The 12,946-nt window shown below is 62.5% G+C and carries 10 protein-coding genes and 1 pseudogene; 7 read left to right on the top strand and 4 right to left on the bottom strand.

Going from position 1 to position 12,946, the window contains the following annotated elements; genetic code table 11:
• Positions 1-28 precede the first annotated feature (28 nt).
• On the top strand, positions 29-1,195 hold the full coding sequence (locus INT12_RS17565) for an MFS transporter (RefSeq protein ID WP_193058947.1): 1,167 nt from the start codon (positions 29-31) through the stop codon (positions 1,193-1,195).
• A gap of 76 nt (positions 1,196-1,271) precedes the next feature.
• Here INT12_RS17565 and INT12_RS17560 read toward each other — a convergent pair whose 3' ends face one another.
• Positions 1,272-1,676 (bottom strand): RidA family protein, encoded by a 405-nt coding sequence (locus INT12_RS17560; protein WP_193041016.1) that lies wholly within the window; start codon positions 1,674-1,676, stop codon positions 1,272-1,274.
• Positions 1,677-1,820: 144 nt separating this feature from the next.
• On the opposite strand from INT12_RS17560, the gene INT12_RS17555 reads away from it, so the two are divergent.
• From INT12_RS17555 to dapA, 3 genes are all read left to right on the top strand, one after another.
• Positions 1,821-2,777, top strand: coding sequence for a LysR family transcriptional regulator (locus INT12_RS17555; protein ID WP_193041015.1), 957 nt, complete (start codon positions 1,821-1,823; stop codon positions 2,775-2,777).
• Positions 2,778-2,815: 38 nt separating this feature from the next.
• Positions 2,816-3,298, top strand: a complete 483-nt coding sequence (locus INT12_RS17550; protein WP_193041014.1) for a VOC family protein — start codon at positions 2,816-2,818, stop codon at positions 3,296-3,298.
• Positions 3,299-3,661: 363 nt separating this feature from the next.
• Complete coding sequence (dapA, locus tag INT12_RS17545) at positions 3,662-4,513, top strand: 4-hydroxy-tetrahydrodipicolinate synthase (protein ID WP_193041013.1); 852 nt, start codon at positions 3,662-3,664, stop codon at positions 4,511-4,513.
• On the opposite strand, the gene INT12_RS17540 is transcribed toward dapA, so the two are convergent.
• A complete protein-coding gene (locus INT12_RS17540; RefSeq protein ID WP_102617022.1) occupies positions 4,488-5,222 on the bottom strand; it encodes a GntR family transcriptional regulator in 735 nt (244 codons plus the stop codon). The genes dapA and INT12_RS17540 overlap by 26 nt on opposite strands.
• Positions 5,223-5,224: 2 nt before the next feature.
• Positions 5,225-7,021, bottom strand: coding sequence for an allophanate hydrolase (atzF, locus tag INT12_RS17535; protein WP_193041012.1), 1,797 nt, complete (start codon positions 7,019-7,021; stop codon positions 5,225-5,227).
• 256 nt (positions 7,022-7,277) lie between these two features.
• Between atzF and INT12_RS17530 the strand changes: the two genes are divergently transcribed.
• Complete coding sequence (locus INT12_RS17530; RefSeq protein WP_193058946.1) at positions 7,278-8,654, top strand: pyridoxal-phosphate dependent enzyme; 1,377 nt, start codon at positions 7,278-7,280, stop codon at positions 8,652-8,654.
• A complete protein-coding gene (locus tag INT12_RS17525) occupies positions 8,651-9,817 on the top strand; it encodes a cystathionine gamma-synthase (RefSeq protein WP_193041141.1) in 1,167 nt (388 codons plus the stop codon). Before INT12_RS17530 ends, INT12_RS17525 begins: the two co-directional genes overlap by 4 nt.
• 217 nt (positions 9,818-10,034) lie before the next feature.
• Here INT12_RS17525 and INT12_RS17520 read toward each other — a convergent pair whose 3' ends face one another.
• Complete coding sequence (locus INT12_RS17520; protein WP_193058945.1) at positions 10,035-12,233, bottom strand: OsmC domain/YcaO domain-containing protein; 2,199 nt, start codon at positions 12,231-12,233, stop codon at positions 10,035-10,037.
• Between the two features lie 213 nt (positions 12,234-12,446).
• Between INT12_RS17520 and INT12_RS32025 the strand changes: the two are divergent.
• Positions 12,447-12,719 (top strand): annotated as a pseudogene (locus tag INT12_RS32025) (PAS domain-containing protein); the annotation flags it as partial.
• Positions 12,720-12,946: the final 227 nt, after the last annotated feature.

Genomic DNA, 12,946 nt, shown 5'->3' with positions numbered 1-12,946 from the left:
CATTGGCGGCATAGATAAGGAGCCTTCCATGCGTATCAATCCACCACTTGTCGCACTCGCCATGGGTGCCTTTGGCATCGGCGTTACCGAGTTCGCCCCCATGGGCATGTTGCCGGGCATCGCGGCGGATCTCGGTGTTTCCATTCCCGCCGCAGGTCTGTTGGTCAGCGCTTACGCCCTGGGCGTACTGCTCGGCGCGCCGCTGATGACCCTGACCACCGGCAGGATTCCACGGCGCTATCTGCTGATCGGACTCATGGCGATTTTCACACTGGGAAATCTGCTGTCAGCCCTGGCGACCGATTACTACAGCCTCATGGTCGCCAGGGTGGTGACCTCACTGAACCACGGCGCGTTCTTTGGCGTCGGCGCCATCGTCGCCGCCAGCGTGGTTGCCCCGCAGAAACGTGCCGGAGCGGTTGCGGCCATGTTCATGGGCCTGACCCTGGCGACCATCGGCGGTGTGCCGCTGGCCGCCTGGTTCGGCGAACTGTTCGGCTGGCGCAGCGCATTCTGGGGGATTACCGGCCTCGGTGTGGTGGCCATGGCAGCGTTATGGTTCGCCCTGCCCAACCTGCCGGCGCCGCAAAGCGGCGGCGTACTGGCCGAAATTCGGGTATTGGGCCGTGGCCCGGTGCTGGGGGCACTGGCCCTCACTGTCGTCGGCTCGGGGGCAATGTTTACCGTCTTCACCTACATCGCGCCGATTCTCAGCAGCGAGACCCACGCGTCCACCGCCTACATCACCGCCATGCTGGTGCTGTTCGGTGTGGGGTTGACGCTGGGCAACATGTGGGGCGGCAAGGCCGCCGACCGCTCGATAGATCGCACCCTGATCGTTTCGCTGAGCGTGCTCATTCTCGTCTTGCTCGCGTTCACCGTACTGATGCGTTGGCCGCTGCCGGCCGCCGTTGCCATCCTGATATGGGGTATCGCCAGCTTCGCCCTGGTGCCGCCGCTGCAGATGCGCGTCATGGAAGCGGCCAAGGACGCGCCCAATCTGGCCTCGGCGGTGAACATCGGTGCCTTCAACTTAGGCAACGCGATTGGTGCGGCGCTGGGCGGAGCGGTGATCAATGCCGGGCTGGGTTATCCGGCGATTTCCCTGGCCGGAGCAGCAATGGCGGGGCTGGGGCTGCTGATGGTGTTGGCTTTAGCCTGGCGTTCCAGAACGCTTGCAACTGCGGTGGTGTGACGTGCGCGCTGTCACAGCCCAACGGTTCAGGATGAACCGCTTTCGGTACCGCGCCCTTGCGTAATCACTGGCCAGATCATCCCCCGGTGCCTTCCGGCAGCTTGGCAATCACCTTGATCTCGAACTGGTAACCATACAGCCATGTGACACCCACGCCGGTCAGCGTCGGGTGTGGCGCCCGGCCCCAGAACTCCGGCACAACCTTCCAGATCGTCTCGAACGTCGACTCGGGATCGACGATGAAGACGGTGACGTCAATCACATCGTCGAAGGTGCAACCAGCAGCGACCAGGATTGCATTCAGGTTGGTGAACGCGCGTCGGACCTGGGCCTCCAGATCGGGTTCGGGCGAGCCGTCTTCGTCGCTGCCGACTTGCCCCGACACAAATAAAAAACCATTGGACTTGATCGCCGGCGAATAGCGATTGCGCTCGTAAAGCGCTTGGCGTCCAGGTGGAAAAACAACATCACGCTGCGTCATAGGTGCCTCCATCAATGGGTCAAAGCCGACCCGGAACTAACGATGCAGAGACTGTATGGACTTGTACCTGGGCGATAAACACGCAACCCTAGCTAGCACTGTTTGTAAAATCCAAACAATCCAATCGAGAGCGGGGGGTTAGCAATGGACCGTTTTGATGCGATGCAGGCGTTTGCTCGCGTGGTGGAAGCTGGCAGCTTCACCAAAGCGGCCGAAACACTGCACATGAGCAAGACCACCGTGACACAACTGGTACAGCAGTTGGAGGCACGGTTGCGGGTTAAATTGCTTAACCGCACCACGCGCAAAGTCAACGTCACGGCCGACGGTGCAGTCTATTACGAGCGAGTGTTACGACTGCTGGCCGACATGGACGACGCCGAGACCAGCCTGTCCGGCGCCTCGACACTGCCCAGGGGGCGATTGCGAGTGGATGTGCCAAGCCCGCTGGCCAGCATGATTCTAGTCCCCGCATTGCCCGAGTTTTACCTGCGCTACCCGGACATCCAGATCGACATGGGCGTCAGCGACCGGATCGTGGATATGATCGGTGAGAACATCGATTGCGTGGTGCGCGGCGGCGAGATAAAGGATCAGTCGCTGATGGCCCGGAAGGTTGGCGACCTCCAGCTTGGCGTTTTCGCCGCACCGAGCTACCTGGCCCGCGTCGGTATCCCCGCACATCCGCGGGAGCTGGAAGATTCGCAACACCGCATCGTCGGCTTCTTGTGGGCGCGCACCGGTAAAGCCCTGCCCTACTCCATGCGCAACCACGCTGAGAGCCTACAGGTCAAAGGTCGCTATGCGCTGGCAGTCGACGATGGCAACGCCTACCTCGCGGCCGGCCTGGCCGGGCTGGGTGTGCTTTGGCTGCCCAAGTACATGTCCACGACCTACGAAGCACGCGGCGAATTGGTGCCCCTGTTCAAGGACTGGCGTCTCGATCCGATGCCGATCTACGTGGCATTTCCGCCGAACCGGCATATCAGCATCAAGGTGCGCGTGTTCATCGATTGGGTCGCGCAGCTGATGGCGCAGCATGCGCCTGTCAGCGAGGCCGCGGTACTCGGTTCGCAACACCGCATCCGCCCTTCACCCTGATCTAAACTCCACACACCCATTCACCGTGGAGACCGAACATGAACAACAAAAACACCCTGTGCCTCTGGTACAACGGCACCGCCCTGGACGCTGCGACGTTTTATGCCAAGACCTTCCCGGACAGTGCGGTGAAGGCGTTACACCGCGCGCCGGGGGATTATCCAGCAGGTAAACAGGGCGACATTCTGACCGTCGAGTTCACCGTGCTGGGCATCCCGTGTCTCGGCCTGAATGGCGGTCCGACATTCCCGCACACCGAGGCGTTTTCCTTTCAGGTGGCTACCGATGACCAGGCCGAGACTGATCGGCTGTGGAACGCCATCATCGACAACGGTGGCCAGGCCAGTGCCTGCGGTTGGTGCAAGGACAAGTGGGGCCTGTCGTGGCAAATCACGCCGCGTGTGTTGTCGGCCGCCGTGACCCATGCCGACCCGGCGACGGCCAAGCGAGCCTTCGAGGCGATGATGACCATGACCAAGATCGACATTGCCGCGATTGAGGCCGCAGTGGCTAATCCCTGACCGACAACGATCGTTTCACCGCCCAGGCACCGTTCAAGTGCCTGGGCCGTGCAACCTGCCGGTGTCTACGCAGGGCTTGACACATTTACTCACACACCCTGAAGATGGAGCCCTCATTCAGGGTGTGTCAGCTCATGCTTGCAACGTCTTTCGTTAACCTTTCCGTCATTGGCTTGATCGCCAAGGCGCAAGGTTGCGTTGCGCGCGCCCTCAAATCGAAGAAACAGTCGCTCATGTGACCGGGGCGCGCTGTCCCGTCAGATGAGCTGACAGGACATTGAGCGCGACGGACACGCTGCCCTTGCACAATTCCTTCTGCCCTTCTGACGGTGACTTAATCGGTCAATCATCAGGAGAGAGTGCATGTCAGCGTTTCAAGGTATCTGGGTTCCCGTGGTCACGCCGTTTCATGACGGCGCCATCGACTTTATCGGCCTGCGCCGGCTGGTCGAGCATCTGCTGGAAAAGCACGTGGCCGGGATCATGGTCTGCACCACCACGGGCGAAGCCGCGGCGTTGAGCCGCCAGGAACAACTGGCGGTGCTGGATGCGGTGTTGCAATGGGTGCCGGCGCACCGCGTGGTGATGGGCCTGGCGGGATATAACCAGATTGAGCTGTTGCAGTTCCAGGGCGAAATCCTCAAACGCCCGGTGGCCGGGCTGTTGGTGCCGGCGCCCAGCTATATCCGTCCGTCCCAGAGCGGCCTTGAAGCGTTCTTCCGCACGGTGGCCGACGCCTCCAGTGTGCCGATCATTCTCTATGACATTCCCTATCGCACCGGCGCGACCTTCGAACAGGTCACGCTGCTGAACATCGTCGGCCATCCGCGCATCGTCGCGGTCAAGGACTGTGGCGGTAACCTGGGCAATACCCTGGCGCTGCTGGCCAGTGGGGCGGTGGATGTGCTGTGTGGCGAGGACATCCAGATCTTTAACGCGTTGTGCCTTGGCGCCAGTGGGGCGATCGCAGCGTCGGCACATGTACACACCGAGCGGTTCGTGGCGCTGTGGCAGCAGGTGCGGGATAACCAGTTGAGCGAGGCGCGGCAGACGTTTTTCCAGTTGCTGCCGTTGATCGATACGTTGTTTATGGAGCCCAACCCGGCACCGGTCAAGGCGGCGCTGGCCTTGCAGGGGCTGATCGGCAGTGAATTGCGCGCACCGATGCAGCGGGCCGGCGATGCCACCGTCAGCCGTCTGCAAGCGTTGCTGTGAAGCCGGTTGATTGAGTGTCCCGCGCCACCTGCAACCGGTGCAGCGTGATGTTGCGCACCTGCTGCTTGCTCAGTTCGATATGCCGCTTGAGCAGCTGCTGCGCCTCTTCACCGCGCCGTTGCAGGATAGCGTCGAGTATCTGCGCGTGTTCTTCGTAGGTCGCCGCGATCCGCGAAGCCTGGGTAAAGTCGAGCCGGCGGATGATGCGAATTTTTTCCGTAATGGCGTAGTGCATGCGCGCCATTTCGCGGTTGCCGGTGGCCTCCACCAGGGCGCAGTGAAAGCGCTCGTCCAGCGCGGACACCACCTGGGTGTCCTGCTGGCGTTCGCCCTCCTCCACCTGCCAGATCGCCTGTAACCCTTGCAACAGCGCAGGGCGCGGTTCATCCATCAGGCATAAACGGTTGACCGCCGCCAGTTCCAGAATGATCCGCAGGTCATACAGCTCTTCGAAGTAGGTGAAGTCGAACGGTTTCACCTGCCAGCCACTGCGGAAGTACACCTCCAGGTAACCTTCCTTCTCCAGACGATAGAGCGCCTGACGCACCGGGGTGCGGCTGACGTTCATGCGCTCGGCCACTTCGCCTTCGCTGAAGCGGTCGCCCGGCAGCAGGCGAAAGTCGAAGATATCCGCCTTGAGCTGCGCGTAGATGCGTTCGGCCAGGCTGTCGGGGCGCGCCTTGGGATTTTTCAGGGTTGAGCCCGGCATGCTTAGCCCCGGCTCGCGATAAAGGCGCGCCAGCCGCCGAATTCGGTGATGTCGAGCGCATCGGCCAGGGCCCAGGGTTCGCAGATAAAGCCTTTGACGCTGCGCCCGTCGGTCAGGCTCAGGTTGCCGATGCCCAACGGTGCGGGGACTTCGGCGACGAACTCGCCAAAGCGGGCGATGGGCATGTCCCACAGCTCGACGATGATCGAGCGGCCACTGTCCGCCCTGGCCAGCCCCGGCTTGGGCGGTACCGTGCCCGGTAGCGCGTAGAGTCGATAGCTGTCGGCGGTCAGCGTTTGCTCCACCAGCACCGCATTGCGCGTGGTCAGTTGGAAATTCAGCGGCATGCCGCTCAGGTGCGCGCCGACCACCGCCAGGCGCACGCTGCCGGGCGCTGGGGTTGGTGCGGCCGGTGCGGGCAACTCGCGCGCGGTGGCGCCCAGCGGCAGGCCGAGGCCGGCTTGCCAGCGCTTGCCCAAATGGGCCAGGGCCGTGTCATGCCAGGCCGGCGCCAACAAGGTGATGCCGCTGGGCAAGCCATCTGCGCGCAAGCCGGCGGGCAGCGCCAGCGCGCACAGGTCCGCCAGGTTGGTGAAGTTGGTGTAATAGCCGAATTGCGAGTTGTAGCGCACCGGCTCCAGCGCCATCTCGGCCTGGGTGCGAATCGTCGGCGAGGTCGGCACCAGCAATGCGTCGAAGCCTGCCAGCGTGTCGTTGATGCGCCGGCTCAGGTCGGCGCGCAGGTATTCGGCTTTGTAGGCGTCGCAGGCGCTGTACTCAAGCCCGTTTTCGACGATGCCGCGCACCACCGGGTTGATCGCGTCCGGCTGCTGTTCAAGCATGCTGTGCAGGGCGACCGTGCGCTCGGCGACCCATGGGCCGAAATACAACTGGTCCGCCAGCGCCTTGAACGGGCTGAAATCCACCGGGGTGATCTGCGCACCCAACGCCTTGAAGCGCTCGACGGCCTGCTCGAATACGGCCTGGTTCTGGGTATCGCCGAAGAACTCCAGGGTCGCCGGAATAGCGAGTTTGATCGCACGCCCCACCGCCACCGGCGCGGTATGGGGGTTGGCGCGGGAATAGGCGTCGCTCGCGTCGTAGCCTTCGGCCACTTGCGCCACGGATTCTGCGTCTTCCACGGTCAGGGCAAACACCGAGATGCAATCCACCGTGCGGCACGCAGGCACCAGGCCGGTATTGGACAGGCGACCTTTGCTGGGTTTTAACCCGACGATATTGTTGAACCCCGCCGGCACCCGACCGGAGCCGGCGGTGTCGGTACCCAGGGAGAACGCAACCAAACCCCGGGCGACCACCGAGGCGGAACCGGAGCTGGAACCGCCGCTGACATACGCCGGATTGAAGCTGTTGGCCACCGCGCCATACGGCGAGCGTATGCCCACCAGGCCGGTGGCGAACTGATCGAGGTTGGTCTTGCCCATCAGGATCGCACCGGCCGCACGCAGCTTGGCGACGACGCTCGCATCCGACGCCGGGGCGTAGGCAAATTCCGGACACGCCGCCGTGGTCTCCCAACCGGCCGCGTCGATGTTGTCCTTGATCGCAAACGGCACGCCATACAACGGCAACTGGGTCATATCGCCACCGACCGCCGCCAGCCGCTCGCTCAATTGCGCCAACTGCGCCGTCAGTTGTTCAGGCCGCGCGCGGGCGATCCAGGCGTTGTCGGCGGCGGCGTGTTGCGCGGCCAGGGTCAGCACGATGTCCGGGGTGATCGTCCCGTTGCGATAGGCCTCACGCCATTCGCCGAGGGTCCAGCCGATAACGCTGTGCATAAGGGCCTCCATCTTGTATCCAAGTTTGGATTTGTTTCTAGCAAACCCCGGGCCAGCTGCGCACACCCAACGATTGCGCGGGTTCGCGCCCAGGCGGCGCGGCAAGACTGCCCACCGATGGCGCACCGAGCCTTCGCTCATGCGCCAAAAAAAGACAGCCGGCCGACCGCGAAGTTGCGACCCGTGCAATAGCGGCCTATGTTCCAAGCCACGCTTTGCCGTTTGCTGTCCCCCCACCCTACACCCAGGTGACGACATGCCCACGCTTGCCCGCCCCGCCGTGCTTGAACTGATCGGCAACACTCCGCTGGTGCGGATCAGCCGCTTCGACACCGGCCCCTGCACGCTGTTTCTCAAACTCGAATCGCAAAACCCCGGCGGCTCGATCAAGGATCGCATCGGCCTGGCGATGATCGACGCCGCCGAGCGCGACGGCCGCCTGCGCGTCGGCGGTACGATTGTCGAAGCCACCGCCGGCAACACCGGGCTGGGCCTGGCGCTGGTGGGCCGGGCGAAAGGCTACCGGGTGGTGCTGGTGGTGCCCGACAAAATGTCCACCGAAAAGGTGCTGCACCTCAAGGCCATGGGCGCCGAAGTGCATATCACCCGCTCCGATGTCGGCAAAGGCCACCCCGAGTACTATCAGGACGTGGCTGCGCGCCTGGCCACGGACATCCCGGGCTCGTTCTTCGCCGACCAGTTCAATAACCCGGCCAACCCGCTCGCCCACGAAACCAGCACCGCGCCGGAGCTCTGGGCACAGACCGAGCATGACCTCGACGCGATTGTGGTCGGCGTCGGTTCGGCCGGCACGCTCACCGGGCTGACGCGCTTCTTCAAGCAGGTGCAGCCGGCGCTGGAGATGGTGCTGGCCGACCCCGTCGGTTCGGTGATGGCCGAATACAGCCGCAGCGGCACCCTGGTCACCCCGGGTTCCTGGGCGGTGGAAGGCATCGGCGAAGACTTCGTCCCCTCGATTGCCGACCTGTCCAGCGTGCGCCACGCCTATTCCATCAGCGATGAAGAGAGCTTCGACCACGCCCGCCAGTTGCTCAAGGCCGAAGGCATTCTCGGCGGCTCGTCCACCGGCACCCTGCTCGCCGCAGCCTTGCGCTATTGCCGCGCACAGACCGCGCCCAAGCGCGTGGTCAGCTTCGTCTGCGACACCGGCACGCGTTACCTGTCGAAGGTCTACAACGACCAATGGATGAGCGACGCGGGCTTGCTGCACTACAAGCACTACGGCGACCTGCGCGACCTGATCGCCCGGCGCTTCGAAGACGGCCGCGTGATCAGCGTCAGCCCCGACGACACCCTGCTCACCGCCTTCCAGCGCATGCGCCTGGCCGATGTCTCGCAATTGCCGGTGCTGGTGAACGGCCAGGCACTGGTGGGTGTGATCGACGAATCCGACATCCTGCTGGGCCTGCACCACGACGCCGCGGACTTTTCCATGATCGTCGCCAGCGCCATGACCGAAACCGTACACACGCTCGACCCCAGCGCCAGCCTCGCCGAGTTGCAGGCGGAGCTGGATCGCGGCCTGGTCGCCATCATCGCAGACGCGTCGGGCTTCCATGGCCTGATCACCCGTGTCGACCTGCTCAATCACCTGCGGAGATCCCTTGCATGAGTCAGCCCGATAAAAGCGCGTTTGCCACCCGTGTGATCCACGCCGGGCAATCGCCCGACCCGACCACCGGCGCGCTGATGCCGCCGATCTACGCCAATTCCACCTACCGGCAAGACAGCCCCGGCGTACACAAGGGCTTCGACTATGGCCGCTCCCACAACCCCACGCGGTTCGCCCTGGAGCGCTGCGTGGCCGACCTGGAAGGCGGCCGCCAGGCGTTTGCCTTTGCCTCGGGGCTGGCGGCGATTTCCACCGTGCTGGAGTTGCTGGATGCCGGCAGCCATGTCGTCTCCGGCAACGACCTGTATGGCGGCACCTTCCGCCTGTTCGACAAGGTGCGCCAACGCAGCGCCGGGCACCGTTTCAGTTTTGTCGACTTGAGCGATGTGCAGGCGTTTGAAGCCGCGTTGCAGGACGACACGCGCATGGTCTGGGTCGAGACGCCCAGCAACCCGCTGCTGAGCCTGACCGACCTCAGCGCCATCGCGCGCATCTGCCGCGCCCGCGGCATCCTCTGCGTGGCCGACAACACCTTCGCCAGCCCGTGGATCCAGCGCCCGCTGGAGCTGGGTTGCGACATCGTGGTGCATTCCACCACCAAATACCTCAATGGCCACTCCGACGTGATCGGCGGCATCGCAATTGTCGGCGACAACCCCGAACTGGCCGAGCGCCTGGGCTTCCTGCAGAACTCGGTCGGCGCCATCGCCGGGCCGTTCGACGCCTTCCTGACCCTGCGCGGCGTGAAAACCCTGGCCCTGCGCATGGAGCGCCATTGCAGCAATGCACTGGACCTGGCGAGCTGGCTCGAACACCAACCGCAGGTGACGCGGGTTCACTACCCGGGCCTGGTCTCGCACCCCCAGCACGCCCTGGCACGTCGGCAGATGCGCGGGTTTGGCGGGATGATTTCGGTGGTATTGAACAGCGACCTGGCCGGCGCCAGGCGTTTCCTGGAACACGTCAAACTCTTCGCCCTGGCCGAAAGCCTCGGCGGCGTGGAAAGCCTGATCGAACACCCGGCGATCATGACCCATGCCAGCATCCCGGCAGCGACGCGGGCGCAATTGGGGATTGGCGATGGGTTGGTGCGGTTGTCGGTGGGGATCGAGGACGTGGAGGACTTGCGCGCGGACCTCGCGCAAGCCTTGGCACATATCTAATGTGGGAGGGGGCTTGCCCCCGATAGCGGTGGGCCAGTCTCCTGATTCAGTGACTGACAGATTGCTATCGGGGGCAAGCCCCCTCCCACAATGGATGCTGCGTCAGGCTGACGTGATGTTGGCCCGCGTGCCGTGCAGTTTTTGCAGACGCCTCGTAGTCTGCCAGTTCCATCTTAATGTGGGAGGGGGCTTGCCCCCTCCCACAATGGATGCTGCGTCAGGCTGACGTGATGTTGGCCCGCGCGCTATGCAGTTTTTTATAGCTCTCGATCAAGCGCAGATGCCGGTCCAGCCCTTCCAGCTTCATGCTGGTCGGCGCCAACCCATAAAAGCGCACGCTGCCGTTGACCGAGCCGATCACCGCATCCATCCGCTCGTTACCGAACATCCGCCGGAAGTTGGCCTCGTAGTCCGCCAATTCCAGGTCTTCATCCAGTTCCATCTCCAGCACCGCGTTCACCGCCTGGTAGAACAGGCCGCGCTCGACGGTGTTGTCGTTGTACTGCAGGAACATTTCCACCGCTTCCTTCGCTTCCTCGTACTGTTGCAGGGCGAGGTAGATCAGTAGCTTCAATTCGAGGATGGTCAGTTGGCCCCAGGCGGTGTTGTCGTCGAACTCGATACCGATCAAGGTGGTGATATCGGTGTAGTCGTCCAGTTCGCTTTCCACCAGGCGTTCGGCCAGGGCCTTGAGTTGCGCGTCGTCCAGGCGATGCAGGTTGAGGATGTCGGCACGGAAAAACAGCGCTTTGTTGGTGTTGTCCCAGATCAGGTCGTCCACCGGATAGATTTCCGAGTAGTCCGGCACCAGGATGCGGCAGGCGGTGGCACCGAGGTGCTCATACACCGCCATGTAGGATTCCTTGCCCATGTTCTCGAGAATGCCGAACAGCGTCGCGGCTTCTTCGGCGTTGGAGTTTTCGCCCTGGCCGGAGAAGTCCCACTCGACGAATTCGTAATCCGAGCGGGCACTGAAGAAGCGCCACGAGACCACGCCGCTGGAGTCGATGAAGTGCTCGACGAAGTTGTTCGGCTCGGTCACTGCGTGACCTTCGAACGTCGGCTGCGGCAGATCGTTCAGGCCTTCGAAACTGCGGCCTTGGAGCAATTCAGTCAGGCTGCGTTCCAGCGCCACTTCCAGGCTCGGGTGCGCGCCGAACGAGGCAAACACACCACCGGTACGCGGGTTCATCAAGGTCACGCACATCACCGGGAACTCGCCGCCCAGCGAGGCATCCTTGACCAGCACCGGGAAGCCCTGGGCTTCCAGCCCCTGGATCCCGGCCAGAATACTCGGGTACTTGGCCAGCACGTCAGCCGGCACATCCGGCAGGGCGAATTCACCTTCGATGATTTCACGCTTGACCGCCCGCTCGAAGATCTCCGACAGGCACTGCACCTGGGCTTCGGCCAGGGTGTTGCCGGCGCTCATGCCATTGCTCAGGTACAGGTTTTCGATCAGGTTGGACGGGAAATACACCACCTCGCCGTCCGACTGGCGCACAAACGGCAGTGCCACAATCCCGCGGTCTTCATTGCCCGAGTTGGTGTCGAACAGGTGCGAGCCACGCAACTCGCCGTCGCGGTTGTAGATATTCAGGCAGTAGGCGTCGAGGATTTCCGCTGGCAGTTCATCCTTGCGCCCAGGCTGGAACCAGCGCTCGTCCGGGTAATGCACGAACGGCGCGTTGGCCAGTTCTTCGCCCCAGAACTGATCGTTATAGAAGAAGTTACAGTTGAGGCGCTCGATGAACTCGCCCAACGCCGAGGCCAACGCGCTTTCCTTGGTCGCGCCCTTGCCGTTGGTGAAGCACATCGGCGAATGGGCATCGCGGATATGCAGCGACCACACGTTCGGCACGATATTGCGCCACGAGGCGATCTCGATCTTCATGCCCAGGCCGGCCAGGATGCCCGACATGTTGGCGATGGTCTGCTCCAGCGGCAGGTCCTTGCCCACGATGTAGGTGCCCGCCTCGGAAGTGGAATTGGGCATCAACAGGGCCTGGGCGTCGGCGTCGAGGTTTTCCACCTCTTCGATCACGAATTCAGGGCCGGCCTGTACCACTTTCTTCACCGTGCAACGGTCAATAGAGCGCAAGATGCCTTGGCGATCCTTGTCGGAGATATCTGCCGGCAACTCCACCTGGATCTTGAAAATCTGGTTGTAGCGGTTTTCCGGGTCGACAATGTTGTTCTGCGACAACCGGATATTGTCCGTGGGGATATTGCGTGTCTCGCAGTACAACTTCACGAAGTACGCCGCACACAATGCCGACGAAGCCAGGAAGTAATCGAATGGCCCCGGCGCCGACCCGTCGCCTTTATAGCGAATCGGTTGATCGGCGATCACCGTGAAGTCATCGAACTTGGCTTCAAGTCGAAGGTTGTCGAGAAAGTTAACCTTAATTTCCATACGGGATTACCAAAATAGCGAACTTCAAATTGGCCGCCATTATCCGGTATTTGCGTTTGAAGTCTTGTGCTTTCGCGTTTCGGCCGCCGACTGACAGGACTGAATACCTGATTTAGACCGGTGAAATGTTGCTGTTTGAGATTGTCAGACAATCGGTCTTCAACTTATCTGAATGCTTGCCGATGTCCTACAGGCAATTCTGGGAGTAGTCGAATGCGCAATAACCAACCCGTGACACAGCGCGAGATTTCCCTCGCGCCTTCGCAGAAGCTCATCTCCGCAACTGATGTTAACGGGATGATCACTTACTGCAACGATGCTTTTGTCGATATCAGTGGTTTTGAACGCGCCGACTTGATCGGCGCCCCGCAGAATATCGTGCGCCATCCCGACGTCCCCTCAGCCGTTTTTTCCCATATGTGGTGCGCGCTCAAGCAAGGCCTGCCGTGGATGGGTATCGTCAAGAATCGCTCGAAAAACGGCGACCATTATTGGGTCAATGCTTACGTTACACCGATCTTCGAAGGCAGCCGCGTGGTGGGCTTCGAGTCGGTACGGGTCAAGCCGAGCGCCGATGAAATCCGACGTGCCCAGGCGCTTTACCGGCGTTTGAGCCAGAACAAATCGGCGGTTTCGCGCCGGGACAGTTGGCTGTCGACGTTATTCGACAGCGTGCCCTACGTCGCCACCGGGCTTGCCGGCGCCGTGGGCGG

It is taken from the genome of Pseudomonas sp. K8, from assembly GCF_014889455.1.
Taxonomy (GTDB): domain Bacteria; phylum Pseudomonadota; class Gammaproteobacteria; order Pseudomonadales; family Pseudomonadaceae; genus Aquipseudomonas; species Aquipseudomonas veronii.
The sequence above is the reverse complement of the archived record's forward strand: the minus strand, read 5'-3'. Positions and strand labels throughout refer to the sequence as shown.

What these genes read in the sequence shown, in the direction of transcription:
- dapA (WP_193041013.1), top strand. Translation starts at nt 3,662, where the DNA reads ATGTCAGCGTTTCAAGGTATCTGGGTTCCCGTGGTCACGCCGTTTCAT.
- INT12_RS17550 (WP_193041014.1), top strand. Translation starts at nt 2,816, where the DNA reads ATGAACAACAAAAACACCCTGTGCCTCTGGTACAACGGCACCGCCCTG.
- INT12_RS17525 (WP_193041141.1), top strand. Translation starts at nt 8,651, where the DNA reads ATGAGTCAGCCCGATAAAAGCGCGTTTGCCACCCGTGTGATCCACGCC.
- INT12_RS17520 (WP_193058945.1), bottom strand. Translation starts at nt 12,233, where the DNA reads ATGGAAATTAAGGTTAACTTTCTCGACAACCTTCGACTTGAAGCCAAG.
- INT12_RS17530 (WP_193058946.1), top strand. Translation starts at nt 7,278, where the DNA reads ATGCCCACGCTTGCCCGCCCCGCCGTGCTTGAACTGATCGGCAACACT.
- INT12_RS17565 (WP_193058947.1), top strand. Translation starts at nt 29, where the DNA reads ATGCGTATCAATCCACCACTTGTCGCACTCGCCATGGGTGCCTTTGGC.
- INT12_RS17540 (WP_102617022.1), bottom strand. Translation starts at nt 5,222, where the DNA reads ATGCCGGGCTCAACCCTGAAAAATCCCAAGGCGCGCCCCGACAGCCTG.
- atzF (WP_193041012.1), bottom strand. Translation starts at nt 7,021, where the DNA reads ATGCACAGCGTTATCGGCTGGACCCTCGGCGAATGGCGTGAGGCCTAT.
- INT12_RS17560 (WP_193041016.1), bottom strand. Translation starts at nt 1,676, where the DNA reads ATGACGCAGCGTGATGTTGTTTTTCCACCTGGACGCCAAGCGCTTTAC.
- INT12_RS17555 (WP_193041015.1), top strand. Translation starts at nt 1,821, where the DNA reads ATGGACCGTTTTGATGCGATGCAGGCGTTTGCTCGCGTGGTGGAAGCT.